The organism is Streptomyces sp. NPDC058464, assembly GCF_042721035.1.
GTDB lineage: Bacteria > Actinomycetota > Actinomycetes > Streptomycetales > Streptomycetaceae > Streptomyces.
In genome coordinates this window covers 1-24,311 of sequence record NZ_JBHXMA010000002.1, presented here as the reverse complement: position 1 = coordinate 24,311, position 24,311 = coordinate 1, and the positions used below count along the sequence as shown (strand labels likewise).

22 protein-coding genes are annotated in these 24,311 nt (G+C 70.7%); 10 read left to right on the top strand and 12 right to left on the bottom strand.

Annotation, left to right across the window (positions count from 1 at the left end; translation table 11 throughout):
* Window positions 1–58: 58 nt before the first annotated feature.
* The 5 genes from alr to ACFWPQ_RS03060 all read right to left on the bottom strand — a co-directional run bounded on the left by alr (window position 59) and on the right by ACFWPQ_RS03060 (window position 5,182).
* Window positions 59–1,264: an alanine racemase gene (gene alr, locus ACFWPQ_RS03080; protein WP_384029365.1), complete on the bottom strand. Its 1,206-nt coding sequence runs from the start codon at window positions 1,262–1,264 to the stop codon at window positions 59–61.
* Between the two features lie 60 nt (window positions 1,265–1,324).
* Window positions 1,325–2,176 (bottom strand): L,D-transpeptidase family protein, encoded by an 852-nt coding sequence (locus ACFWPQ_RS03075; RefSeq protein ID WP_384029363.1) that lies wholly within the window; start codon window positions 2,174–2,176, stop codon window positions 1,325–1,327.
* A 192-nt stretch (window positions 2,177–2,368) separates the two neighbouring features.
* Window positions 2,369–3,820: an NAD(P)H-hydrate dehydratase gene (locus ACFWPQ_RS03070; RefSeq protein ID WP_384029361.1), complete on the bottom strand. Its 1,452-nt coding sequence runs from the start codon at window positions 3,818–3,820 to the stop codon at window positions 2,369–2,371.
* 64 nt (window positions 3,821–3,884) lie between these two features.
* The gene (locus ACFWPQ_RS03065; RefSeq protein ID WP_089099408.1) at window positions 3,885–4,256 is read right to left on the bottom strand and encodes a holo-ACP synthase; all 372 of its coding nucleotides are present in this window, start codon (window positions 4,254–4,256) and stop codon (window positions 3,885–3,887) included.
* 44 nt (window positions 4,257–4,300) lie between these two features.
* Complete coding sequence (locus tag ACFWPQ_RS03060) at window positions 4,301–5,182, bottom strand: aldo/keto reductase family oxidoreductase (RefSeq protein WP_384029359.1); 882 nt, start codon at window positions 5,180–5,182, stop codon at window positions 4,301–4,303.
* Between the two features lie 93 nt (window positions 5,183–5,275).
* Between ACFWPQ_RS03060 and ACFWPQ_RS03055 the strand changes: the two genes are divergently transcribed.
* Entirely contained in the window at window positions 5,276–6,139 is an 864-nt protein-coding gene (locus ACFWPQ_RS03055) for a LysR family transcriptional regulator (protein WP_384029357.1), read from the top strand.
* Between the two features lie 44 nt (window positions 6,140–6,183).
* Here ACFWPQ_RS03055 and glmS read toward each other — a convergent pair whose 3' ends face one another.
* Window positions 6,184–8,031 carry a glutamine--fructose-6-phosphate transaminase (isomerizing) gene (glmS, locus tag ACFWPQ_RS03050; RefSeq protein ID WP_384029355.1) on the bottom strand — a complete coding sequence of 616 codons (1,848 nt, stop codon included), beginning with the start codon at window positions 8,029–8,031 and terminating at the stop codon, window positions 6,184–6,186.
* A gap of 173 nt (window positions 8,032–8,204) precedes the next feature.
* Between glmS and ACFWPQ_RS03045 the strand changes: the two genes are divergently transcribed.
* The 3 genes from ACFWPQ_RS03045 to ACFWPQ_RS03035 all read left to right on the top strand — a co-directional run bounded on the left by ACFWPQ_RS03045 (window position 8,205) and on the right by ACFWPQ_RS03035 (window position 10,632).
* Window positions 8,205–8,609 (top strand): hypothetical protein, encoded by a 405-nt coding sequence (locus tag ACFWPQ_RS03045; protein WP_384029353.1) that lies wholly within the window; start codon window positions 8,205–8,207, stop codon window positions 8,607–8,609.
* Window positions 8,610–8,675: 66 nt separating this feature from the next.
* Window positions 8,676–9,644 (top strand): type I pantothenate kinase, encoded by a 969-nt coding sequence (coaA, locus tag ACFWPQ_RS03040; RefSeq protein WP_384029351.1) that lies wholly within the window; start codon window positions 8,676–8,678, stop codon window positions 9,642–9,644.
* 49 nt (window positions 9,645–9,693) lie between these two features.
* On the top strand, window positions 9,694–10,632 hold the full coding sequence (locus ACFWPQ_RS03035; protein WP_384029349.1) for a DUF389 domain-containing protein: 939 nt from the start codon (window positions 9,694–9,696) through the stop codon (window positions 10,630–10,632).
* 99 nt (window positions 10,633–10,731) lie between these two features.
* Here ACFWPQ_RS03035 and glmM read toward each other — a convergent pair whose 3' ends face one another.
* The 3 genes from glmM to rplM form a co-directional block, all read right to left on the bottom strand.
* Window positions 10,732–12,090 (bottom strand): phosphoglucosamine mutase, encoded by a 1,359-nt coding sequence (gene glmM, locus ACFWPQ_RS03030; RefSeq protein WP_384029347.1) that lies wholly within the window; start codon window positions 12,088–12,090, stop codon window positions 10,732–10,734.
* 180 nt (window positions 12,091–12,270) lie between these two features.
* Entirely contained in the window at window positions 12,271–12,783 is a 513-nt protein-coding gene (gene rpsI / locus ACFWPQ_RS03025) for a 30S ribosomal protein S9 (protein WP_093499626.1), read from the bottom strand.
* Between the two features lie 42 nt (window positions 12,784–12,825).
* Window positions 12,826–13,269, bottom strand: a complete 444-nt coding sequence (rplM, locus tag ACFWPQ_RS03020; protein ID WP_020941688.1) for a 50S ribosomal protein L13 — start codon at window positions 13,267–13,269, stop codon at window positions 12,826–12,828.
* A 369-nt stretch (window positions 13,270–13,638) separates the two neighbouring features.
* On the opposite strand from rplM, the gene ACFWPQ_RS03015 reads away from it, so the two are divergent.
* From ACFWPQ_RS03015 to ACFWPQ_RS02990, 6 genes are all read left to right on the top strand, one after another.
* Complete coding sequence (locus ACFWPQ_RS03015) at window positions 13,639–14,517, top strand: hypothetical protein (protein WP_384029345.1); 879 nt, start codon at window positions 13,639–13,641, stop codon at window positions 14,515–14,517.
* A 102-nt stretch (window positions 14,518–14,619) separates the two neighbouring features.
* On the top strand, window positions 14,620–16,005 hold the full coding sequence (locus ACFWPQ_RS03010; protein ID WP_384029343.1) for a glycoside hydrolase family 26 protein: 1,386 nt from the start codon (window positions 14,620–14,622) through the stop codon (window positions 16,003–16,005).
* A gap of 264 nt (window positions 16,006–16,269) precedes the next feature.
* Window positions 16,270–17,721: a glycosyltransferase family 2 protein gene (locus tag ACFWPQ_RS03005; RefSeq protein ID WP_384029341.1), complete on the top strand. Its 1,452-nt coding sequence runs from the start codon at window positions 16,270–16,272 to the stop codon at window positions 17,719–17,721.
* Window positions 17,722–17,742: 21 nt separating this feature from the next.
* On the top strand, window positions 17,743–18,966 hold the full coding sequence (locus ACFWPQ_RS03000; protein WP_384029339.1) for a glycoside hydrolase family 113: 1,224 nt from the start codon (window positions 17,743–17,745) through the stop codon (window positions 18,964–18,966).
* Between the two features lie 14 nt (window positions 18,967–18,980).
* Window positions 18,981–20,078: a sugar phosphate nucleotidyltransferase gene (locus ACFWPQ_RS02995; protein WP_384029337.1), complete on the top strand. Its 1,098-nt coding sequence runs from the start codon at window positions 18,981–18,983 to the stop codon at window positions 20,076–20,078.
* 38 nt (window positions 20,079–20,116) lie between these two features.
* Window positions 20,117–22,144 carry an acyltransferase family protein gene (locus tag ACFWPQ_RS02990; protein WP_384029335.1) on the top strand — a complete coding sequence of 676 codons (2,028 nt, stop codon included), beginning with the start codon at window positions 20,117–20,119 and terminating at the stop codon, window positions 22,142–22,144.
* A gap of 3 nt (window positions 22,145–22,147) precedes the next feature.
* On the opposite strand, the gene truA is transcribed toward ACFWPQ_RS02990, so the two are convergent.
* The 3 genes from truA to ACFWPQ_RS02975 form a co-directional block, all read right to left on the bottom strand.
* Window positions 22,148–22,993 carry a tRNA pseudouridine(38-40) synthase TruA gene (gene truA / locus ACFWPQ_RS02985; RefSeq protein ID WP_384029333.1) on the bottom strand — a complete coding sequence of 282 codons (846 nt, stop codon included), beginning with the start codon at window positions 22,991–22,993 and terminating at the stop codon, window positions 22,148–22,150.
* A 152-nt stretch (window positions 22,994–23,145) separates the two neighbouring features.
* Window positions 23,146–23,640 carry a 50S ribosomal protein L17 gene (gene rplQ / locus ACFWPQ_RS02980; protein ID WP_089099421.1) on the bottom strand — a complete coding sequence of 165 codons (495 nt, stop codon included), beginning with the start codon at window positions 23,638–23,640 and terminating at the stop codon, window positions 23,146–23,148.
* A gap of 161 nt (window positions 23,641–23,801) precedes the next feature.
* On the bottom strand, window positions 23,802–24,311 hold a 510-nt coding region (locus tag ACFWPQ_RS02975; protein ID WP_358241866.1), incomplete at its 5' end, for a DNA-directed RNA polymerase subunit alpha C-terminal domain-containing protein.

Genomic DNA, 24,311 nt, shown 5'->3' with positions numbered 1-24,311 from the left:
GCCTGTGTCACTGCTGTTACAGGTGTAACCGGGTTGTGCCGCCGTCGAACCCCGAGGGTCAGGCGCCGTCCCCTGGTTCTTGCCCACTCGGTTCCTCGTTCACATAGACGCGGGGAACCCGGGTTCCGATGCGGGTGACGATTTCGTATGCGATCGTGCCCGCGGCCTGGGCCCAGTCCTCGGCGGTGGGCTCGCCCCGGTCGCCCGGACCGAACAGCACGGCCTCCGCACCGACTTCGGGCTCGTCGCCACCCAGGTCCACGACGAACTGGTCCATGGCGATGCGCCCGGCGGCCGTCCGCCACTTGCCGCCGACCAGCACGGGCCCGGTACCGGAGGCGTGGCGCGGGATGCCGTCCGCGTAGCCGACGGGGACCAGTCCGAGGGTGGTCTCGCCGGGCGTGACGTAGTGGTGCCCATAGCTGACCCCGTGCCCGCCCGGTACGTGCTTCACCAGGGCGAGGGAGGCGGACAGCGTCATCACGGGGCGCAGGCCGAAGTCGGCCGCGCTGCCCAGCTCGGGGCTGGGCGAGAGGCCGTACAGCGCGATGCCCGTGCGGACCAGGTCGAAGTGGGTCTCGGGGAGGGTGAGGGTGGCCGGCGAGTTGGCGATGTGCCGCACCTCGGGGCGCACGCCCTGCTCCTCGGCGTACCCGAGCAGCTCGCGGAAGAGGGTGAGCTGGGCGGCGATGGAGGGGTGGCCGGGCTCGTCGGCGCAGGCGAAGTGCGACCACAGTCCGGTGATCCGGACCAGCCCCGCCGCCTCGGCGCGCAGCGCCTCGCGGACCAGCTCGGGCCAGTCGGCGGGCTGACAGCCGTTGCGCCCGAGCCCGGTGTCGGCCTTGAGCTGCACGCGTGCCGGACGGCCGACCGCCCTGGCCGCCTCGGTCACCTCGCGCAGGGCCCACAGGTCGCTCACCGACACGTCGAGGTCGGCCTCGACGGCCTCCCGCCAGGGCCCGCCCGGCGTCCACAGCCAGCACATGATCCGCACGTCCGCCGGCAGCCCGGGGTCCGCGCGCAGCGCCAGGGCCTCCTCCGGGGTGGCCGTACCGAGCCAGCTCGCGCCCGCCTCGACGGCCGCGCGGGCGCACCGCAGGGCCCCGTGGCCGTACGCGTCGGACTTCACCACGGCCATCAGGGCCGCGTCCGGCGCGAGGGCACGCAGGGTCCGCGCGTTGGCCCGCAGGGCGGCCAGATCGATCTCGGCGCGGGCGCGCAGGGGCGCCGTCGGTGCAGTCTGCGCAGTCGGTGTATCACTCATCGCGCCCCCAGTGTCTCAGAGGCCTCGGACAGCCCTTCGGCACAGCCCCTGGTACCGGGCTCAGGTGCCGGTCCGGTGGCCCCACACGTACACCTTGTCGCCCTTCTTCAGCACGCTCCACAGCTTCTTCGCATCGCCGAGCTTGAGGTTCACGCAGCCCCAGGAGCCGATGGTGGTGTAGATGGAGCCGTAGACGGCGTGGAAGGCCTGTCCGCCGTCGAAGAACTGGGCGTACGGCATGGGCGAGTTGTACAGCGTCGACCAGTGGTTCTTGTGCCGCCAGTAGACGGTGTGCCAGCCCGCCCGGGTCGCGTACCCCTTCCTCCCGCTCCGCATCTGCACGGGCCCGTAGACCACCTTGCCGCCCTTCTGCACCCAGGTGACCTGCCGGTTGAGATCGACACAGGCGACCCGGTACGACTTCACGGGGCAGTTCTTCTTGGCGTTCGGGTTCTTCTTCGCCGAGAGCAGCATCATCTGGTACCAGGTCACGGGTCCCGCGAACCCGATCGCCGGCTTGATCTTGTACTGCTTCTGGAACTTCTGGATGGCCTTGCAGTCGGCGGTGGACTGCTTCCCGTCCGCCTTCAGCTTCAGCCACTGCTCGATCTGCTTCTGGTACGGCCCGGTCAGCTTGGAGCAGCTCACCTTGGAGACGGCGTCGCTGAGCGGCACGTACTCGATGAGGTCGTACGTCCCCGGCGCCGCCGCCTTCGGCTCGACGGCGTCCTCCTTGGCGCTGGGCGTGTACACCTTGGGCGCCAACACCTGGTCGGGGGTGTCGATCTGCCAGGGCTGCGAGGGGCCGGGCGCGACCCCCGGCACCAGGTCCGACTCGGGCACGGCGGAGGTCGGTTCGGGCGCGCCGGTGTCCGCGACCCCCGTTCCGGCACCGAGCGAGAGAACGGCCACGGCGGCCACGAGGGTCCCCGCGGCACGCCGCGCAGGACCACCCCGCTTGCACACGATTCGTCCACTGATCACGTGATCAGACAACCCGGCAGGACCCGGGATTCAGGGGTGCCGCGCGGTGAGGTCACCCGGGGGATGCAGGGGCCCCGTAAGAAGGCGCGGGGCAGCGCCCCGTGACGGTGCGGCCCTGGCCTACCGAGTCTGGCGGGTGGGTGGGAAAACCCCCTGCCAGGCCGACCTCAGCTGCGCAGCGACCTCGTGGGCCACCGTGGGCGCCCCCTCCGCCGCGAACCGCCCCGCGAGCCCGTGCAGATACGCCGCCACACTCCCCGCGTCCCTCCCGTCCAGCCCCGACGCCAGCAACGACCCCGCCAGCCCCGACAGCACATCCCCGCTCCCGGCGGTGGCGAGCCAGGGCGTCCCCGTCGCGTTCACCCGGACCGGCGCCCCTCCCCCCGCCTCCGCCACCAGCGTCGTCGACCCCTTCAGCAGCACCGTCGCCCCGTAGGCCGCCGCCAGCTCCCGCACCGCCGCGAGCCGCCCGGCCTCGACCTCCTCCCGCCGTACCCCCAACAGGGCCGCCGCCTCCCCGGCGTGCGGCGTCATCAGGGTCGGCGCCGTACGACCGCGCACCGCGTCCCGGTCGGCGTGCCGCAGCCCGTCCGCGTCGATCAGCACCGGCACGTCCGCCTCCAGCGCCTCGGCGACGGCGTCGGCGTCGTCCCCGACCCCCGGCCCGGCCACCCAGGCCTGCACCCGCCCGGCCTTCCGCGGCCCCCCGTCCGACACCAGCGTCTCGGGAAAGCGGGCCAGCACCTCGTCCTTGGCCGGCCCGACGTACCGTACGGCCCCGGCCCCGCCCCGCAACGCCCCCGCGACGGCCAGCACCGCGGCCCCCGGATAACGCGCCGAGCCGGCGACGATGCCCACCACCCCCCGCCGGTACTTGTCGCTCTCCGCCGACGGCTCCGGCAGCAGCCGTGCCACGTCCACGTCCTGCAGCGCCTCCAGCTCGGCCGCCGCGGGCAGTTCGAGGCCGATGTCGACCAGTCGTACCGAACCGGCGTACTCCCGCGCCGGATCGATCAGCAGTCCCGGCTTGTGCGTCCCGAAGGTCACGGTCAGATCCGCCCGTACGGCGGCCCCCCGCACCTCGCCGGTGTCCGCCTCCACCCCGCTCGGCAGGTCCACGGCGACGACGGCGGCGTGCGACCGCGCCACGACCGCCGCCAGTTCCGCCGCCTCGGGCCGCAGCCCGCCCTTCCCGCCGATCCCCACGATCCCGTCGACGACGAGATCGGCCCGCAGGATCAACTCCTCGGCGCCACCGTCGCGTACGACGGTCCCCCCGGCCCGGCGCAGCGCCGCCAGCCCACCCCCGTGCACGCGCTCCGGCGCGAGCAGCACCGCCGCGACCCCCGCCCCTCGCCGCGCCAGCCGCGCCCCGGCGTACAGCGCGTCCCCGCCGTTGTCCCCGCTGCCGACCAGCAGCACCACCCGGCTGCCGTACACCCGTCCGAGCAGGTCGGCGCAGGCGGCGGCCAACCCGGCGACGGCCCGCTGCATCAGCGCCCCTTCCGGCAGCCGCGCCATCAGCTCCCGCTCGGCCGCCCGTACCGTCTCCACGCTGTAAGCAGTCCGCATGCCCCGAGTCTCCCCCGGAACCGGCGGGACGCGCATCCGCCCCGCCCCGCCCGTGTCACCCCGCTCACCCCTCGGCGATCACCACCGCCGACGCCACCCCGGCGTCGTGACTGAGCGACACATGCCAGGACCGGACGCCGAGTTCCGCCGCGCAGGCGGCCACGCTCCCCTTCACCTGCAGGCGCGGCCGCCCGTTGTCCTCGACGACGACCTCCGCGTCCGTCCAGAGCAGCCCCGGCGGCGCGCCGAGCGCCTTGGCCAGCGCCTCCTTGGCCGCGAACCGCGCCGCGAGCGAGGCGACACCGCGCCGCTCCCCGCTCGGCAGGAACAACTCCCGCTCGACGAAGAGCCGCCCGGCCAGCCCCGGAGTCCGCTCCAGCGACTCCCGGAACCGGTCGATCTCGGCGACGTCGATGCCAACCCCGATGATGCTCACCAGAGCACCTTACGGCCCGTCAGACGATCGCGGGCCCGGCGCCCCTACCGGTGCCGACTGCCGATCCCGTCCAGCTCGGCAAGGTCCTCGTCGGAGAGCGGGAGTCCCGCGCCTGCGACGTTCTCGCGCAGGTGCGCCACCGACGAGGTGCCGGGAATGAGCAGGATGTTCGGCGACCGGCGCAGCAGCCAGGCCAGGGCGACCGACATCGGCGTCGCGTCCAGCCGGGCGGCCACGGCGGACAGTGCCGTGGACTGCAGCGGGGTGAAGCCGCCCAGCGGGAAGAAGGGCACGTAGGCGATGCCCTGGGCGGCGAGGTCGTCGACCAGCTCGTCGTCCTGGCGGTGGGCGAGGTTGTACATGTTCTGCACGCACACGACCGGCGCGATCGTCTGCGCCTCGGCGACCTGTTCCGGCGTCACGTTGCTCACTCCGAGGTGCCGGACCAGGCCCTGCCGCCGGAGTTCGGCGAGGGCCTCGAAGGGCTCGGCGAGCGAGCCGGGCCGGAACCCCTGGGCGTCGCCGAGCCGGAGGTTGACCACGTCGAGCGAGTCGAGGCCGAGGTCGTCGAGGTTCTCCCGGACGGCGCGGCGCAGGTCCTCGGGCCGCCGGGCGGGGATCCAGCCGCCCTGCCGGTCGCGGACCGCGCCGACCTTGGTCACGACGTGCAGCGACGCGGGGTACGGGTGCAGCGCCTCGTGGATCAGCCGGTTGGTGACGCGCGGCCCGTACGCGCCGGCGGTGTCGATGTGGGTGATCCCGAGGGCGACGGCCTCGCGCAGGACGGCGAGCGCGCCGTCGCGGTCGGTGGGCGGGCCCATGACCCCGGGGCCGGCGAGCTGCATGGCGCCGTAGCCGAGACGGGTGACGGTCAGATCGCCGAGGGCCCAGGTGCCGCCGGGCAGTGAAGCGGAGGGTGTGTTCATGCCGTCGATGCTCACGCGCGGACCCGCCGCGCATCCAATACCGCCGCAGTGTCCTGTCATACCCGTCGGGTATCACCGACGTACGCTGTGGCGATGGACACCTTGGAGACCCGCGAGCTGAGGTACTTCCTGGCGGTCGCCGAGGAGTTGCACTTCGGCCGCGCCGCCGAGCGCCTCGGCATGGCGCAGCCACCGCTGTCCCGGGCGATCCAGCAGCTGGAACGGCGCCTCGGCGTCCGCCTGCTGGACCGCGACCGCCGCGGTGTCTCCCTGACCGGCGCCGGGGAGGTGCTGCTGCACGAGGGCCGCGCGGCCCTCGACGCGACCACCGCCGCCGTCCGCCGCACCCGTCGTGCCGGTGGCGCCGACCGTCCGGACGGCCCCCGCGACCGCCTGGTGCTGGCGGTGAAGGCCGGTGCGTCCCACGAACTGCTGCACAAGCTCCTCGACGCCTACGCGGCCGAGCCCGGCGCCGCCGAGATCGAGGTGCTGCCGACGGGCATGTGCGAGCAGGAGGGAATGCTGCGCGACGGCCGCGCCGACGTGGCGCTCATGCACGCGCCGTTCAACTCCCTCGCCGGGTTCGACAGCGAGGAGCTGACGACCGAGGGGCAGATCGCCGTCCTGCCCGCCGGTCACCCCCTCGCGGCCCACCGGACGCTGTCCCTGGCCGATGTCGGCGACATCCCCGGGCTGCCGCTCGCCCGCTGGCCCCGGCACGGCACGTACCCGCCCGGCCCGGGCCCGGAGATCCGCGACCAGACACAGCTGGCCCAGCTGATCGCCCTCGGGCGCACCGTGACCGTCCTGCCCGACTCGGCCCGCGCCTGGCTGTGGGCCGAGCACGCCGCTGTCCCGCTGACCGACGCGCCTCCCGTGGTCACCCACATCGCCTGGCCCGCGCACAGCCGCTCCCTGGCCCTCGCCGCCCTGGTCCGCACGGCCACCCGGCTGTGACCCCCACCGGGCCCGCCGTCGGGACGGGCCCGCTCTCCTCTCCTCTACTCCACCGTCACCGACTTGGCGAGGTTCCTCGGCTGGTCCACCTCGTTGCCCCGGGCGGTGGCCAGTTCGCAGGCGAAGACCTGCAGCGGGACCGTCGCGACCAGCGGCTGGAGCAGGGTCGGGGTGGCGGGGATCCGGATCAGGTGGTCGGCGTACGGTACGACCGCCTCGTCACCCTCCTCCGCGATGACGATGGTGCGGGCGCCCCGGGCCCGGATCTCCTGGATGTTGGACACGATCTTGTCGTGCAGCACCGAGCGGCCGCGCGGCGACGGGACCACGACCACCACCGGCAGGTCCGCCTCGATCAGTGCGATCGGCCCGTGCTTCAGCTCGCCCGCCGCGAAGCCCTCGGCGTGCATGTACGCCAACTCCTTGAGCTTCAGGGCGCCTTCGAGGGCGACCGGGTAGCCGACGTGCCTGCCGAGGAACAGCACGGTCTTCTTGTCCGCCAGCGACCGGGCCAGCGCCCGTACCGGCTCCATGGTCTCCAGGACCCGCTCGACCTCGCCGGAGATGTGCGAGAGGTCCCGGATCACCGCGCTGATCTCGTCGCCCCACTTGGTGCCCCGCACCTGGCCGAGGTACAGCGCCACCAGGTAGCAGGCCACCAGCTGGGTCAGGAACGCCTTCGTGGAGGCGACCGCGACCTCCGGCCCGGCGTGCGTGTACAGCACGGCGTCCGACTCGCGCGGGATCGTGGAGCCGTTGGTGTTGCAGATGGCGAGGACCTTCGAGCCCTGCTCGCGGGCGTGCCGGAGGGCCATCAGGGTGTCCATGGTCTCGCCGGACTGGGAGATGGCGATGACCAGCGAACGCGAGTCCAGGATCGGGTCCCGGTACCGGAACTCGCTGGCCAGCTCCACCTCGCACGGGATGCGCGTCCAGTGCTCGATGGCGTACTTGGCGATCAGGCCGGCGTGGAAGGCCGTACCGCAGGCGACGATGACGACCTTGTCGACCTCGCGCAGTTCGGCGGCGCTGATCCGGACCTCGTCGAGCGTCAGCGAGCCGTTCGCGTCGATGCGGCCCAGGAGGGTGTCGGCGACCGCCTTGGGCTGCTCGGCGATCTCCTTGAGCATGAAGTAGTCATAGCCGCCCTTTTCCGCCGCCGACGCGTCCCAGTCGACGTGGTACGAGCGGACGTCCGCCGGGGCGCCGTCGAAGCCCGTCACCCTCACGCCGTCCCGGCGCAGCTCCACCACCTGGTCCTGGCCCAGCTCGACCGCCGACCGCGTGTGCGCGATGAACGCGGCGACGTCCGAGGCGAGGAAGGCCTCGCCCTCTCCGACGCCCACCACCAGCGGGGAGTTCCGGCGCGCGCCGACGACCACGTCCGGCTCGTCGGCGTGCACGGCGACCAGCGTGAACGCGCCCTCCAGGCGCCGGCACACCAGCCGCATCGCCTCGGCGAGGTCGGCGGTGCCGGAGAACTCCTCCGCGAGCAGGTGCGCGACCACCTCGGTGTCCGTCTCGGAGCCCAGGTCGTGGCCGCGCTCGGCCAGTTCGCCCCGCAGCGCGGCGAAGTTCTCGATGATCCCGTTGTGGACGACGGCGACCCGGCCGGCGTTGTCGAGGTGCGGATGCGCGTTGGCGTCCGTCGGCCCGCCGTGGGTGGCCCAGCGGGTGTGCCCGATGCCGGTGGCACCCGTCGGCAGCGGCCGCTCCGTCAGTTCCTTCTCCAGGTTCACGAGCTTCCCGGCCTTCTTCGCCGAGGCCAGCCCGCCGTCCGCGAGCACCGCGACGCCCGCCGAGTCGTACCCCCGGTACTCCAGCCGCTTGAGCCCGGCGACCACCACATCGAGCGCAGACTGCGCCCCCACGTATCCCACGATTCCACACATGAGCGGCAGCCTAGGTGCCGACCCTCGCCCGAACACGGCGCAGCGTGCCCGAAATCGGAAATTAAACCGGCATTCGAGACCGGCCGGCGTCGCACCACCGCGGGGCCCGGCTGTGACAGGTCCGGTACCGCGTCCACCGGGCGCACTGCCCGCGACAGAAGGAATGGGGAGCAATGACAAAGCTCGTGTCCTTCCCGTCGAACGGTCCGGGAGAGGACCTCGACTGGTTCGCCACTTCCGCCCTCTTCGACGACGTGGCCGCCTTTGTCCTCCGGTATGTGACGGACGACCGGGCCAGGCGCGACATCGCCGCGGGTGCCGCATCGGGCCATGTGTTCGTCGGTGACCTCCCGGAGCCGGATCAGACGAATGTCCTGACCGCACTGCGCGACGTGTTTCCCGGTCACGTCGATTCCGAGATCTATCCGCCGCAGGTGACCGCCGGGATGGCCGACCCGGAGATCTTCGTCGCGCGCGCGAAGGCGCTCGCGCGGATGGCGGGCCGGAGTCTCGCCCTGCGCGGCGCCTCCGGAGCCGTGCCGGACAGCGCGGGCCGAGGGCCCACGGCGTCCACGTGACCGACCCCACCTCCCACCCCGTTCAAACTCCGTTAACAATGGAATGTGATCTCTCCGGTCTCCCCGATGCCCCGGAGCGCCCACCGGCACAGGCCGGAGGCGACTCCCTACGTCGACCTCACCCGCTCCGAGTGGAGCGCGCTGCGCGACAAGACGCCGTTGCCGCTCACCGCCGAGGAGGTCGAGAAGCTGCGCGGTCTCGGCGACGTCATCGACCTCGACGAGGTGCGGGACATCTATCTCCCGCTGTCACGCCTGCTCAACCTGTACGTCGGTGCCACGGACGGCCTGAGAAGCGCCCTGAACACCTTCCTGGGCGAGCAGGGCTCCCAGGCCGGCACCCCGTTCGTCATAGGCGTCGCCGGCTCGGTGGCCGTCGGGAAGTCCACCGTCGCCCGGCTGCTGCAGGCCCTGCTCTCCCGCTGGCCCGAGCACCCCCGCGTCGAGCTGGTCACCACGGACGGCTTCCTGCTGCCGACCAAGGAGCTCGAAACCCGCGGCCTGATGTCCCGCAAGGGCTTCCCCGAGTCGTACGACCGCCGGGCCCTGACCCGCTTCGTCGCCGACATCAAGGCCGGCAAGGACGAGGTCACCGCCCCCGTCTACTCCCACCTCATCTACGACATCGTCCCGGACCGGAAGCTCACCGTCCGCCGCCCGGACATCCTGATCGTCGAGGGCCTCAACGTCCTCCAGCCCGCCCTGCCCGGCCAGGACGGCCGCACCCGGGTCGGTCTCGCCGACTACTTCGACTTCAGCGTGTACGTCGACGCGAGCACCGAGGACATCGAACGCTGGTACCTCAACCGGTTCCGCAAGCTGCGCGCGACCGCCTTCCAGAACCCGGACTCGTACTTCAGGAAGTACACCCAGGTCTCCGAGGACGAGGCCGTCGACTACGCCCGCGGCCTCTGGCGCACCATCAACAAGCCCAACCTGGTGGAGAACATCGCCCCGACCCGCGGCCGCGCCACCCTCGTCGTCCGCAAGGGCCCGGACCACAAGGTGCAGCGGCTGCGGCTCCGCAAGCTCTAGAGCGCCCGTTGAAGGCAGCCCGTCAAAAGCCGCCTGTTAAAAAGGCGTCATGCTGCATCTGCGCCTGATCACCCCGGCCGGACTGACGGACGAGGTGGTCCGGCTGATCGAGACGACCGTGGGCACCACGCACCTGGTCGTACTGCCGGGCGCCGCCCGCAATCCGGCCGGGGACGTGGTGATGTGCGACGTGGCCCGCGAGGCCGGTGACGAACTCATCAGCGGGCTGCGGGCGTTGGACCTCGACCGCACCGGCTCGATCGCCGTCGAGGACATCGACCTGAGCCTCTCCCACCGCGCCGACAAGGCCGAGGCGGAGGCCCCCGGCGAGGGCGCGGACGCGGTGCTGTGGGAGGGGCTGACCGAGGCGACCCACGAGGAGTCGACGCTGTCGGCCACCTACCTCGCCTTCATCACGCTGGCCACGATGATCGCGGCCTGCGGTGTCGTCCTGGACAACGCGATCCTGATCGTGGGGGCGATGGCGGTGGGCCCGGAGTTCGGCCCGCTGGCGGGCATCTGCACGGCACTCGTGCAACGCCACCCCCGCCTGGCGCTGCGCTCCCTGACCGCGCTCCTGGTCGGCTTCGCGGCGGCCATGCTCGTGACGGTCGGGTTCACCTACCTCATGGACGGCCTCGGCCTGTTCACCAAGGTGCAGTTGGCGGCGGAACGCCCGAACACCAACTTCATCTACCGCCCCGACGCCTTCTCGTTCGTGGTCGCGGTGCTGGCCGGCATCGCCGGCATACTCTCCCTGACCTCGGCGAAGTCCGGCGCCCTGGTGGGCGTGGCCATCTCGGTGACCACGGTCCCGGCAGCCGCGAACGCGGCAGTGGCCTTCGCCTTCACGGAGTACCGGCAGGCGTGGGGTTCGGCGGAACAACTGCTGCTGAACCTGCTGGGCATCATCCTGGCAGGCACGGCGACACTGGTGACCCAGAAATGGCTCTGGAAGAAGCCGGCCCGAGGGTCAGCGCCCCTTTAGGGGCGCGGGGAACTGCGCGACCAGCCACCGCGAACCCGCGGCCCGCAACGCACACTCCCCGGCACCCCGACCCCGGAACCCGGAACCTCGAACCCCGAACTACCCCAGCGCAGACTTGACGGCGTCAGCCAGCCGCCCCGCCACCGACCGCGCCTGCTCGATATCAGCAGCCTCGACCATCACCCGCACCAGCGGCTCGGTCCCCGAGGGACGAAGCAGGACCCGGCCCGTCTCCCCCAGCTCCCGCTCCGCCTCGGCGACGGCGGCAGCAAGGTCGGCCGAGGTCCGCACCCGCGACCTGTCCACGTCGGGCACATTGATCAGCACCTGCGGCAGCCGCTCCATCACGCCGGCCAGCTCCCGCAGCGACCGCCCGGTCTCGGCGACCCGCGCCGCCAGCAGCAGCCCGGTCAGCGTGCCGTCGCCGGTCGTCGCGTGGTCGAGGATGATGACGTGGCCGGACTGCTCGCCGCCGAGGGCGTAGCCGTGCTCCTTCATCTCCTCCAGCACGTACCGGTCGCCGACCGCGGTCTGCACGAGGTGCAGCCCCGCCCGCTCCAGCGCCAGCTTGAAGCCGAGGTTGGACATGACGGTGGCGACGACGGTGTCGGAGCGCAGCTCGCCCCGCTCCCGCATGGCGAGCGCGAGCACCGCGAGGATCTGGTCGCCGTCGACCTCCTCGCCGGTGTGGTCGACGGCCAGGCACCGGTCCGCGTCCCCGTCGTGCGCGATGCCGAAGGCGGCGCCGTGCTCGACGACCGCGGCCTTGAGCTTGCCGAGGTGGGTGGACCCGCAGCCGTCGTTGATGTTGAGCCCGTCCGGCTCCGCGCCGATGGTGACGAGCTCGGCACCGGCCCGGCGGAACGCCTCCGGCGAGACCCCCGCGGCCGCGCCGTGCGCCTCGTCCAGGACGATCTTCAGTCCGTCGAGCCGGTTCGGGAGCGCGCCGAGGAGATGGCCGACGTACTGCTCGAAGCCCTCGTCGTACGGCCGGATCCGGCCGACGCCCGATCCGGTGGGCCGCTCCCAGGGCTCGCCGTGCCGGTGGGACTCGTACACCGCCTCGATCTTGTCCTCCAGCTCGTCGGCGAGCTTGTGGCCGCCGCGGGCGAAGAACTTGATCCCGTTGTCGGGCATGGCGTTGTGGCTGGCGGAGAGCATGACGCCGAGGTCGGCGCCGAGCGCGCCGGTCAGGAACGCGACGGCCGGCGTCGGGAGGACCCCCACGGTCAGGACGTCGACGCCGGCGCTGGCCAGGCCGGCGACCACGGCCGCCTCCAGGAACTCCCCGGACGCCCGCGGATCCCGTCCGACGACCGCCGTCGGCCGGTGGCCCTCGAACGTGCCCGACTCGGCCAGCACGTGCGCCGCCGCGACGGACAGGCCGAGCGCCATTTCGGCGGTCAGGTCCGCGTTGGCGACACCGCGCACGCCGTCCGTGCCGAAGAGTCGTCCCACTTGTCCTCCTGAAGAAGCGTCCTTGCTGCCAGGGAATGATGGCAGGCGCTTGGTCACTCGATCACACCAGCCTTTGAGCGTCTTGTGTCGTTATACGCCCTTGGCTGGGATAAACGAACGCCCCGACGGCACATGTGGCGTGCCGCCGGGGCGTTCGGAGTACGTGCAGGCAGCTGGTGATTAGCGCTTGCTGTACTGCGGGGCCTTGCGGGCCTTCTTGAGACCGGCCTTCTTGCGCTCGACCGCACGGTCGTCGCGCTTGAGGAAGCCGGCCTTCTTGAGCGGGCCGCGGTTGTTGTCGACGTCGGCCTCGTTCAGCGCGCGGGCGACACCGAGACGGAGCGCACCGGCCTGACCGGAGACACCGCCACCGGCGATGCGGGCGACGACGTCGTAACGGCCCTCGAGCTCCAGCACCTTGAAGGGCTCGTTGACTTCCTGCTGGTGCACCTTGTTGGGGAAGTAGTCCTCAAGGGTGCGACCGTTGATCTTCCACTTGCCGGTGCCCGGGACGATCCGGACGCGGGCGATGGCGTTCTTGCGACGGCCCAGGCCGGCGGCCGGCTGCGGGTCGCCGAAGCGGGACGCGAGGGACTCGGAGGTGTACTCGCCCTCGACGGGGACGTCCGACTCCGTGGTGTAGCTGTCGATGTCAAGCTCTTCGAGCGGCTGCTCGGCAGTGGTCTCGGCCACGATGCTCCTCAGATTCTCTTCAGTCTTAGGGGGTGGCCGGAACTACTGCGCGACCTGGGTGATCTCGAACGGCACCGGCTGCTGCGCAGCGTGGGGGTGCACGTCACCCTTGTAGACCTTCAGCTTCGAGAGCATCTGACGGCCCAGCGTGTTCTTGGGGAGCATGCCCTTGACGGCCTTCTCGATGGCCTTCTCGGGGTTCTTGTCCAGCAGCTCGTCGTAACGGACGGAGCGCAGACCACCCGGGTAGCCGGAGTGGCGGTACGCCATCTTCTGGGTCCGCTTGTTGCCGGACAGGTGCACCTTGTCGGCGTTGATGATGATGACGAAGTCACCGGTGTCGACGTGGGGGGCGTAGATCGGCTTGTGCTTGCCGCGGAGAAGGGACGCGGCGGTGGTGGCGAGACGGCCCAGGACGACGTCCTGGGCGTCAATGACGTGCCACTGGCGAGTCACATCGCCGGGCTTGGGGCTGTACGTACGCACTTCGCAGCCTTCTTCTTCAGTGGATGGGTGCTGACACATGGCATCACTGAAGCGATCGTGCAGCTGGGGACGACAATGCCGGGACGCTGCCCGTATGCCGCCCACTGGTAACTGCTCCAGGGAACCTAGGTAGAGGCCACTCCCGTGAGAATGAGCGAGCCAATACACAACGAAGAGCTAGCGTACCGGGGTGCCCCCGGAAGGGTCAAAACGAGCTCGCGCGACCCTGCGGGACGAGCGATCGTCGACATTGGCGGAAACCTGTGGCGCGCGGCCGCACCGGGATGCGCCGTCCTGCCCCCAAAGGTCCCCTATCACCGTTCGTACAGTCGCACCGGCACCCCCCTCCCCCCGTCTAAGATGCGCCCCATGAGTTATGGGCAGGGGGGACCTCAGTCCCAGTGGGATCCGTGGAAACCGCAGTCTCAGCAGCCCTGGAGCAGCGGGACCGGCCAGACTCCGGACTGGGCATCGCTCGCCGAGGCCTCGGAAACCCGGAACAAGCGGCGCAGGGTGTTCTTCATCGGCGGCGGCGTGGTCGCCACGCTGGCGATCGGCACCGCCGTCGCCATGGCCGTGGTGTCCGCGAACGGCGACGACAACGCCTCCGGCACGCCCACCAACCTGCCCGCGAGCGCCTCGCTGCCCAGCGACTCGGCCGACTCGACGCCGTCCTTCGCGCCGACCAGCGCGCCGCCGCCGCTGGACCCGGAGGAGTTCATAGGCAACGTGAAGAAGGACACGGCGCCGCTCAGCGCCGAGACCCTCTTCCCGGGCACCCAGCTGACCATGGGCGAGACGGTGTACAAGAAGGGCCCCACGGCCGACACCAAGAAGTGCGCGACGGCCGCCAAGGGCACCCTCCCGAGCGTCTTCACCAAGAACGACTGCACCCGCCTGCTGCGTGTCACCTACTACAAGGACGGCGTCGCGGTCACGGTCGGCGTGGCCGTCTTCGACACCGAGGCACAGGCGAGCAAGGCCAAGACCGAGGCCGACAAGAAGGGCTTCGTCACCGCCCTGGCCGGCTCCGGCGTGAAGGCCTTCTGCGACTCCGGCGTCTGCCGCACGACGACCAATTCGTACGGCCGCTACGCCTACTTCACCACCGCCGGTTTCCTCAACGGCAAGGACGTCACCACCAAGGACACCAAGGTCTTCCAGGCCGGCGACGACCTGGCCGAGTTCACCTTCCGCCAGATCCACCGCCGCGGCGAGGCCCAGGCGTCGGCGGCGGCCCAGAACTAGCGGGTCACCGCGCCCCTCCGCCCGGGGGCGAATCGCCGGACCCCGTCCCCTTCGAGGCAGAATCTCCTCGGGGTGCACCGGGGAGGGGTCGGGGAGATGGACATGCGCGGCCGGGTTCGGCTCGTGGGGGCCGGGGTGGCGGCGGGGCTGCTCGCGCCCCTGACATGGTGGGCCACCCGGCCCGAGGCCACCGGTGACGACGGCGGCCCGCGTCCGGTCCCCGCGGACCTGCGCGCACGGGACCCGCACGCGACCCCCGCCGCCCGCCGGGTCTACGCCCTGCTCGCCGGACTGGAGAACCGGGCGCGGCGCGGCGAGCCGTCCCGGACGGTCATCGGCCAGCACGTCGAGCTGCAGAACGAGCGCTACAACGCGTCGTACGGCGACTACCGGGGCACCAAGCAGCCCGGCTACTACTACAAGAAGGCCCGCGACATCACCGGCAGGCTCCCGGGGTTCGTGGAGATGGACCTGGGGCCCGGGTACGGGCAGCCGGGCTGGGCGGTGGGCGAGCCGCGCTCCTACTCCCGCTCGTCGTGGCCGAGCTGCCGCAGGTACTGGGGGTACGTCGACGACGCGGTGGACCTGGCGCTCGGGGTGTGGGCCGGGCTGCCGCGGCCGGCGGACGGGTCGTACCACCCCTCGGGCACGCACGTCGACTGCGCCTCCGGGACCCGGGTGAGCCTGCCACAGAACGGGGGCGGCCCGGCGGGCATCGTCGGCTTCTCCTTCCACCAGCCCTACCCGGGCAGCACCGTCAAGGGCTTCGAGCAGACCCGGTACCAGAACTCCCCGGCGGCCCGGGACAGCGGCTGGTTCGGCCGGGTGGTCACCCCGGGCACCGCCGAGCACCAGGCCCTGCTGCTGAACCTGGACTATCTGGCCGACCACCTGGGGTACCTCGCGGAGCACGGGGTGCCGGTCCTGCTGCGGCCGTACCACGAGATGAACGCCAGGCCGGGGCACGGATTCTGGTGGGCGGGGCAGGATCCGGCCGCCTACCGGAAGCTGTGGCATGTCACATACGACCACCTCGTGGGCGGCCGCGGTCTGCACAACCTCCTCTTCGTCTGGTCCCCCAGCGCCTGGGAGGGCACCTTCGCACGCGAGCCCGGCGACTACTACCCGGGCGGGCGGTACGTCGACGTCGTGGGCGTGGACGACTACAGCGACACCCCGCAGCGGCCGTTCGGGGGCAAGCGCTGGACCGAGGTCTGGTACCGGGGCCTGGAGCGCTACGACCGGCCCCGCGTCATGGCCGAGTCCTTCCACGTCCCGCTCGGCTCCGCTCAGCGCAGCACACTTTCGGACACGCCCTGGGTGCTCTGGACGGTATGGGGACAGGCTCTGACATACGCCAATGTCTCCGGCACAAGCGGAAAGAACACTCTGGAAGACGTAAAAGCGACTTATGCGTCTTCGCAGGTCATCACCGGCGCCGGGGGCGGCCGGACGAGTTTCGACTGGACTTGGTTGCACAAGACATAGGTTTATTACTTTCCCACTACATCTTGCTCACCAGTGCTTCTTGGCTGATTCTTACGTGGCAGGATTTGATTTCTTGTACGGCCGGGGCGCAGGAAGCCCGGGGGGGCATCTGAGCCGGCCGCAGAACGCCGAAGAAGGCGCCGGGGGGCAACACAAACGGCCCGGAGCGGGACGGATGAGACGAGGTTTCTCGTGTCACCGACACCCGTCACCGAGCCATGCCCGCTCGGCCGCCGCCGAACTCACGGAAGAGCATGTAGCCGTATGGCATCGACAGTGGTCGACGGGGGAGCCCCGCATTCGCGACACAACGCGAAGCTGGCCAAACGCACTGCCGAGTGGAAACCGGGCATCCTGCCGTTCCTGATCCCGCTCGTGTTCCTGACTCTCTTCAGCCTGTGGTCCTACACGCCCAGCGACTCGCCGCTGGCCTGGCTGATCACCATCTGCTGGGCACTGCCGGTGCCCGGGGTACTCGTGTCGATCCAGGGCTTCCTGCTGATCCGCCGCCGGATCCGCAAGGCCCATCTGATGACCCCGCCGGCCCTGGTCGAGCAGGACTTCCTGACCGTGCTGGTGCCGACCATCGGGCGCCACGACACCTACCCGGCCCTGGAACGCTCGGTCCTCTCCTACGTGGAGCACCTGCCGGAGTGGTTCCCGTACATGCGCGTGGACGTGCTCACCGAGGAGGGCTGCGAGGCCGCCGAGCGCATCGACGCGCTGGCCGCGACCAGCCACCTGATCCGCGTGGTCACGGTCCCGAAGGCCTACCAGACCAAGAACGGCACCCGCTTCAAGGCCCGCGCCAACAACTACGCCCACGAGCTGCGCATCGAGGAGGGCGAGGCCCTCGAGCACGTGTGGGTGCTGCACATGGACGACGACACCGGGGTGGGTCCCGACACCTCCGCGTCCCTCGCCCAGTTCATCAACCGGCAGCGCCGTGCGGCCCCCGAAGAGGTCAAGCACATGGCGCAGGGCATCCTGACGTACCCGCGCGAGAACGCGGTGTCCCTGCTCACCTGGTTCGCCGACGCGATCCGCCCCGCCGACGACATCGCCCGGTTCCGCGCCTTCACCGGCCTCGGCACCCCGGCCGCCGGTGTGCACGGCGAGCTGCTCGTCATCCGCGCCTCCATCGAGGCGGAGATCGGCTGGGACTTCGGCCCCAAGGAGATCGTCGAGGACGCCCGGCTGGCCCTGACCTTCTGCCGCCTCTACCCGGGCCGCAGCGACTGGTTCAACGGCCGCTGCTACGGCGCCTCGCCCGCCAACACCCAGGACTTCATCAAGCAGCGCGAGCGCTGGGCCTGGGGCCTGGTCGCCCTCTGCTTCAACCGCAAGGTGCCGCTGCGCTACCGCTGGTTCCTGACCATCTGCGTGACGAGCTGGATCCTCGGTCCGCTGCAGCACGTCGGCACGATCCTGTTCGTGGCCTGGTTCATCGGCGACATGAACACCTCACCCGTGACCCAGTCCGTGGTCATCCTCTGGTCGGTCAGCTTCGCCTACGTGATCTGGGCGTACTGGGAAGGTCTCCGGCTCAACGCGATCGCCTCCGTCAACGGCAAGCGCAGGTGGTGGGAGCCCATGGCCGTCCTGGTCATGCTCCCCTTCTTCTCCCTCATCGAGGGCATCGGCGGCATCAAGGGCCTGTGGAAGTTCATCCGCCGCGAGGAGAACAAGTTCGTCGTCATCGCCAAGCCCGCCTGACCCGGAAGAGACCCCACACTCATGAAGCGCGCACGCCTGCCCTTGCTCGCCGTGCTCCCCGTCACCGTCATCGCCCTCGTGGTGGCGACCCCCTTCGTGGTCGGCGACCACCCGCTGCAGTGGTCGTCCGGCTCGTTCATGCCCCACCTGGTGCTCGACGGCAAGGAGCCCAGCGGGCCGGCCGGCTCCACGAGCGGCGACGGCAAGACCTCCGCGGCCACCTCGCCGACCACCGAGGTCGCCACGGTGGACAAGGAGTGGAAGGAGGGGATGCCGCAGTGGGGCGCCCAGCTCTACTGGGAGGACAACCCCAAGCACTCCCTCGCCTACATCGAGAAGCAGGCCCGCCTGCACGCGAACTACCTGGTCGGACTGCACGCCAACTCGGTCAGCGTCTCCTTCCCGTTCTTCACCGGGAAGCTCGCCTCGACGGCGGTCAGCCGGGGTGACAAGACCCCGACCCCCGACCGGCTCGCGCGCGTCCTGGAGATCTTCCACGAGGCCGGGCTGCGCACCACGATCCGGCCGCTGATGGACGAGCACTCCCTGAAGTCCGAGAAGGGCTGGCGCGGCTCCATCAAGCCCGCCGACCGCAGCGCCTGGTTCGCCTCGTACGAGAAGTTCGTCACCCCGTACCTGAAGGCGGCGGAGAGCGAGAAGGCGGCCACGTTCGTCATCGGCACCGAGCTGAACTCCCTGGAGGGCGACGCGCACTGGGAGACCGTCGTGGACGACGCCGAGAAGCTGTTCAGCGGCGAGGTCGCCTACGACGCGAACTGGGACAACTACGTCGAGGGCCCGATCACCATGCCGGTGACCCACCTCGGCATCGACGCCTACTTCCCGGTCAAGGTCGACGACGACGCCTCGGTGCAGACCCTGGTCGACGGCTGGAACAAGTGGCTGGACAGGAAGGCCACCGGCCCCCTCCCCAAGATCACCGTCGCCGAGGCCGGCATCGGCGCCATGAACGGCGCCTACCACGCCCCGGGCGACTTCTACACCAAGCGGGCGGTCAACCCGAAGGTGCAGGCCAACTGGTACACCGCCGTCTGCAAGGTCGTCCAGGAACGGAAGATGAGCGGCGTCTACTGGTGGTCGATCTACTTCGACGACGACCCCGACACCAAGCCCGACGACAAGGTCGCCTCCCGGCTCGACTTCGCCGGCCGCCCCCAGTCCGAGAAGGCGATCAAGACCTGCTTCACCTCGGACTACGCAGGCCCCGGAACCACCACCAGCTGACCAGCGAGGCACTCATGCAGGAAGCCATCATTCTGGTGGGCGGCAAGGGAACCCGCCTGCGCCCACTGACCAACCACACCCCGAAGCCGCTGCTCGGCGTCGCGGGCTCCTCCTTCATCCGCCACCAGGTGGCCAAGCTGATGGACGCCGGTGTCGAGCACCTGGTGTTCGCCACGTCCTACCTCGCCGGCCTCTTCGAGGAGGAGTTCCGGGGCTTCTCCCGGGACCTGGACATCTCCTACGCCGTCGAGGAGGTCCCGCTCGGCACGGGCGGGGCGATCCGCAACGCCGGACGGCTGCTGCGCGTCCCGGCCGACGCCCCGGTGCTCGTCCTCAACGGCGACATCCTCTCCGGCGTGGACCTGCGCGGCGTCCTGGCGTACCACGAGGCCAACGCGGCCGACGTGACGCTGCACCTCACCCGCGTCGCCGACCCCCGGGCCTTCGGCCTGGTGCCCACCGACCGGTCCGGCCGGGTGCTGTCCTTCCTGGAGAAGCCGAAGACCCAGGAGGAGTGCGTCACCGACCAGATCAACGCCGGCTGCTACGTCTTCCGCCGGTCCGTCCTGGACGCCATCCCCGGCGACCGGGAGGTCAGCGTCGAGCAGGAGACCTTCCCCCGGCTCGTCGCGGGCGGCGGGCGGGTCTTCGGCCACACCACGGACGACTACTGGCGCGACCTCGGCACCCCGCTGGCCTTCGTCCAGGGGTCGGCCGACCTGGTCACAGGGCGGACCACCTCGCCGCTGGTGGGACCGCCGGCCGAGGCATTGATCCACCCCACGGCCACCGTGCACCCGAGCGCCCGCGTCACGGGCGGCTCGACGGTCGGCCCGCACGCGGTCATCGGCCCGCGCGTGGTCGTCGACCGCTCCATCATCGGCGCGCACGTCACCGTGGCCGAGGGCACCAGGATCCACGAGTCCGTGGTCGACCACGACTCCTCGATCGGCAACGAATCGTTTCTCCGCGAGGTCGTGGTGGGCTGCCACGCCCACGTCGGCGCCGAGAACGAGCTGCCCGCCCAGCTGCGGTTGTCGTGCGGCATCCGCATTCCCAGCCAAGGGGTGCGCGTCAGCGGTACGGCTGCCGCCTGCCTGACGGCCCACTGAAGTCGCCGGTCCGACCGGACACAGTTACTGGAGAACCGTTGACCCGCCATCGCTCCCCGGCCACGCAGACGGAACGCCTGCGCAAGTACCGGCCGGACATCCAGGGCCTGCGCGCCGTCGCCATCATGATGGTGGTCACGATGCACGTCGGCCTGCTCGACATCCACGGCGGCGTGGACGTCAGCTTCGTGCTGAGCGGCTTCCTCATCGGCAGCCAGCTCCTCGCGGAGATCGAGAAGACCGGCAAGGTGTCGCTGAGCAAGTTCTGGGCGCGCCGGATGCGGCGGCTCGCCCCTGGCATGGCCGTCGTCGTGATCACCACGGCGGCCGTGGCCTGGCTCTACGCCAGCCCGCTCAGGTTCCGCGAGACCATGAAGGACGGTCTCAGCGCGGCGCTCAGCTTCATGAACTGGCGCCTCGTGGAGACCGGCACGGACTACTTCGCGAACGACGGGACGCAGTCCCCGTACCAGCACTTCTGGTCGCTGGGCATCGAGGAGCAGTTCTATGTGGCCGCCCCGATCGTCCTCGTCGTCACGGCCTGGCTGTCCCGCAAGATCTTCCGGAACCGCGCCCTGGTGGCACTGTTCCTGATGACCGCGATCGCCGGGTCGCTGTACCTGTCGGTCAAGCAGACCGCCGAGAACCAGCCCCTCGCCTACTTCGGCACCCAGACCCGTATCTGGGAGCTCGCCTCCGGCATCCTGCTGGCCCTCGGCGCCCCGCTGCTCTCCCGCATGAACCAGGGGCTGGCGGCGGTGATCTCCTGGCTGGGCCTGGTGACCACCATCGGCACCGCGCTCCTCATCACCAAGGAGACCCCCCTGCCGGGCTACGCGGTGGCCGGCCCCGTACTGGGCGCGTGCATGATCATCGCCGGCGGCTGCGCCAACCCCCGCCTCGGCGTGGAGCGGATCCTGCACAACCCGGTGACCGACTACGTCGGCAACGTGAGCTACGGCTGGTACCTCTGGCACTGGCCGATCCTGGTCCTGTGGCCCGACGTCGTGGGCCGGGACATCACCTACTCGGACCGCTTCCGGGTGCTCTCCCTGTCCTTCATCCTGGCCGTCCTCATGTACTACGTCGTCGAGGCCCGGTTCCGGAACAACCCGCAGCTGGTGGCGACCCCCTGGAAGGGCATCTTCGCCGGCGGCACGGCCACCGCCGGCGCCGCCGCGGCCACGGCGTGCGCCCTGTTCGTCCCGCTCAACCTCGCCACCTCGGCCGCCGCCGTGAACGGGGGCGCCACCGGATACGCCGGCGAGGCGTCGGTACGCAAGGCCGTGACCCAGGGCGAGCTGTCGGCGACCGCGCTGAACGCGCTGGCGACCGCCCCCAAGGACGCCACCCACTACGGCTGCATCGACAACACCGACGTCGAGAAGTTCGTCATGCGCGACAACTGCGTCATCGGCGACAAGACCGGGAAGCGCACGATCGTCGTCATCGGCGACTCGCACGCCTGGCAGTGGGGCGACGCCTTCAACGAACTCGGGCAGTCCCTGCACACCAAGGTCGTGACCATGGCGAAGGGCGGCTGCTCCCCCGAGGTCTACGCCATCAAGAACCCCGAGCTGAACCGCGAGTACTCCGAGTGCGACAGCTGGCGGGAATCGGCGTTCAAGAGCATCGCGGACCTCAAGCCGGACGTCATCGTCGTCACCAGCCGCATCCGGCGCGAGGTGACCGAGGCCGGCGCCGAGAAGGCGTTCAAGAAGTTCGAGGCCTCCGGCGCCAAGCTCGTCTACATCACCGACACCCCGCAGCCCGGCCGGAACGTCCCGGACTGCCTCGCCACCCACATCCACGACGTCACGGCCTGCAGCCCCGACGAGAAGACGGCCGTCGAGTACCCCGACTTCCGCGTCATCGAGCAGAAGGTGGCCGAACGCCACGGGGCCACGGTCGTCGACTCACTGCCCGCGTTCTGCGCGGACGACGTCTGCCCGACGGTGATCGCCGACCAGATCGTCTACTTCGACAACAGCCACATGACCGGCAGCTACGCCAAGTCGCTGGCGCCCTTCCTCAAGCCGACCGTCAAGAAAGCCCTGGCCGGCTGAGCCTCAGACCGTCCGCACCCGTACCCGGCGAGCCTGCCGCTGCCGTTCCAGCAGCTGGTCGGCCGCCGGGTACGCGACCTCCTCCAGGGTCAGCCCGTGCGGCCGTACGACGTGCACGGCGCTGTCCCGCACCCCCGCGTCCAGCACCTTCCGCGGCCACTCCACGCCCCGGTGCCCGTCGCCCACGAACAGCAGCGCGCCGACCATCGACCGCACCTGGTTGTGGCAGAAGGCGTCGGCCCTGACCTCGATCTCGACGACCCCGTCGCCGCGCCGGCCCACCCCGAAGCCGAGGATCTCCCGGATCGTCGTCGCCCCTTCGCGCTTCTTGGCGTAGGCGGCGAAGTCGTGCTCTCCGACCAGCGACTTGGCAGCGGCGTCCATGACCTCGACGTCCAGCTCCCAGTCGTGCCACAGCACGTGGTTGCGCAGCAGCGGGTCCACGCCTCCCGGCCGGTCCCCGACCCGGTACACGTACCGCCGCCACAGCGCCGCGAACCGCGCGTTGAACCCGGCCGGCGCCTCGCCGACCGACCACACCCGCACGTCCTTCGGCAGCCGCCCCGCGAGCCGCTTCAGCAGCTTCTCCCGCTGCTCCTCCCACACCCCGGCCGGCAGGTCGACATGCGCCACCTGCCCCCGCGCGTGCACCCCGGCATCCGTCCGCCCGGCCACGGTCAGCTCGTAGACCGTGTCCTGCGACCGCGTGACGACCCGCAGCGCGTCCTCGATCTCCCCCTGCACGGTCCGCTTCCCACCGGCCTGCTTGGCCCAGCCGTGGAAGTGGGTCCCGTCGTAGGACAGGTCGAGACGGATACGCACCTGGCCGGGCTGAACGTCGTCACTCACAGGAGAATCCTCTCAGGGCAAGAAAAGCGGGCCCGCCCCTGGGAAGGGACGGGCCCACTGACGCGCCCCGTCAGGGGCGCGGGACTGCATCGATATGCGGCTCCGCCGCGCGGGCGCGACCAGCCACAACGGACCGGCAGCCAAAGGACGGCTTACGCCTCCTCGGCCTCCGGCTTCGCGTCCTCAACGACCTCGTCGACCTTGGTCTCCTCGACCTTGGTCTCCTCGGCCTCCTTGACCGCACGCTTCGTCGCGGCCTCGGCCTCACCGGTCGCCTGCTGGGCAACCGTCAGCGCCTCGACCAGCTCGATGACAGCCATGGGCGCGTTGTCGCCGCGACGGTTACCGATCTTGGTGATGCGGGTGTAGCCACCGGGACGGTTCTCGTACCGCGGGCCGATCTCGGTGAAGAGCGTGTGCACGATGCTCTTGTCCGTGATGACCTGGAGCACCTGACGACGGTTGTGAAGGTCGCCCTTCTTCGCCTTGGTGACCAGACGCTCGGCGTACGGGCGCAGACGGCGCGCCTTCGCCTCGGTGGTGGTGATACGGCCGTGCTCGAAGAGCGACTTCGCGAGGTTCGCGAGGAGCAGCTTCTCGTGCGCGGCGCTGCCGCCCAGACGGGCACCCTTGGTGGGCTTCGGCATGGTTCTTCTCCTGTGTGTCTGCCCCGGCCGTATCAGGTACCGGAGTCAGTATCCGAGCAGACGGTTGTCTGTCGGAGACCCCGCGCCCCAAGGGGCGCGGGGAACTGCGCGACCAGCCACAACGGTCCCGCAGCCAAGAACGGGCAGTCGGTCCCGAGCTCTTAGTACTGCTCGGTCTCGACGAACCCGGCGTCCGCGTCGTCATCGGCCCCGAAGGCGTCAGCCGCAGCCGTCGGGTCGAATCCGGGCGGGCTGTCCTTGAGCGCCAGGCCCATGCCGGCCAGCTTCGCCTTGACCTCGTCGATGGACTTCGCACCGAAGTTGCGGATGTCCAGGAGGTCCGCCTCGGAGCGCGCAACGAGCTCACCCACGGAGTGGATGCCCTCACGCTTGAGGCAGTTGTAGGAACGGACCGTGAGCTCCAGCTCCTCGATCGGCAGCGCCAGGTCGGCGGCGAGGGCGGCGTCCGTCGGGGACGGGCCCATGTCGATGCCCTCGGCGTCGATGTTCAGCTCGCGGGCGAGACCGAACAGCTCGACCAGGGTCTTGCCGGCGGAGGCCATGGCGTCACGGGGACGCATCGCCTGCTTGGTCTCGACGTCGACGATCAGCTTGTCGAAGTCGGTGCGCTGCTCGACACGGGTCGCCTCGACCTTGTACGTGACCTTGAG

Excerpts from the sequence above, each read along its gene's own strand:
- alr (WP_384029365.1), bottom strand. The coding sequence starts at position 1,264 with ATGAGTGATACACCGACTGCGCAGACTGCACCGACGGCGCCCCTGCGC.
- ACFWPQ_RS03005 (WP_384029341.1), top strand. The coding sequence starts at position 16,270 with ATGGCATCGACAGTGGTCGACGGGGGAGCCCCGCATTCGCGACACAAC.
- ACFWPQ_RS03070 (WP_384029361.1), bottom strand. The coding sequence starts at position 3,820 with ATGCGGACTGCTTACAGCGTGGAGACGGTACGGGCGGCCGAGCGGGAG.
- ACFWPQ_RS03055 (WP_384029357.1), top strand. The coding sequence starts at position 5,276 with ATGGACACCTTGGAGACCCGCGAGCTGAGGTACTTCCTGGCGGTCGCC.
- coaA (WP_384029351.1), top strand. The coding sequence starts at position 8,676 with ATGCCCCGGAGCGCCCACCGGCACAGGCCGGAGGCGACTCCCTACGTC.
- ACFWPQ_RS02995 (WP_384029337.1), top strand. The coding sequence starts at position 18,981 with ATGCAGGAAGCCATCATTCTGGTGGGCGGCAAGGGAACCCGCCTGCGC.
- ACFWPQ_RS03010 (WP_384029343.1), top strand. The coding sequence starts at position 14,620 with ATGCGCGGCCGGGTTCGGCTCGTGGGGGCCGGGGTGGCGGCGGGGCTG.
- rplQ (WP_089099421.1), bottom strand. The coding sequence starts at position 23,640 with ATGCCGAAGCCCACCAAGGGTGCCCGTCTGGGCGGCAGCGCCGCGCAC.
- ACFWPQ_RS03035 (WP_384029349.1), top strand. The coding sequence starts at position 9,694 with ATGCTGCATCTGCGCCTGATCACCCCGGCCGGACTGACGGACGAGGTG.
- ACFWPQ_RS03000 (WP_384029339.1), top strand. The coding sequence starts at position 17,743 with ATGAAGCGCGCACGCCTGCCCTTGCTCGCCGTGCTCCCCGTCACCGTC.
- ACFWPQ_RS03060 (WP_384029359.1), bottom strand. The coding sequence starts at position 5,182 with ATGAACACACCCTCCGCTTCACTGCCCGGCGGCACCTGGGCCCTCGGC.
- ACFWPQ_RS03015 (WP_384029345.1), top strand. The coding sequence starts at position 13,639 with ATGAGTTATGGGCAGGGGGGACCTCAGTCCCAGTGGGATCCGTGGAAA.
- ACFWPQ_RS03045 (WP_384029353.1), top strand. The coding sequence starts at position 8,205 with ATGACAAAGCTCGTGTCCTTCCCGTCGAACGGTCCGGGAGAGGACCTC.
- glmS (WP_384029355.1), bottom strand. The coding sequence starts at position 8,031 with ATGTGTGGAATCGTGGGATACGTGGGGGCGCAGTCTGCGCTCGATGTG.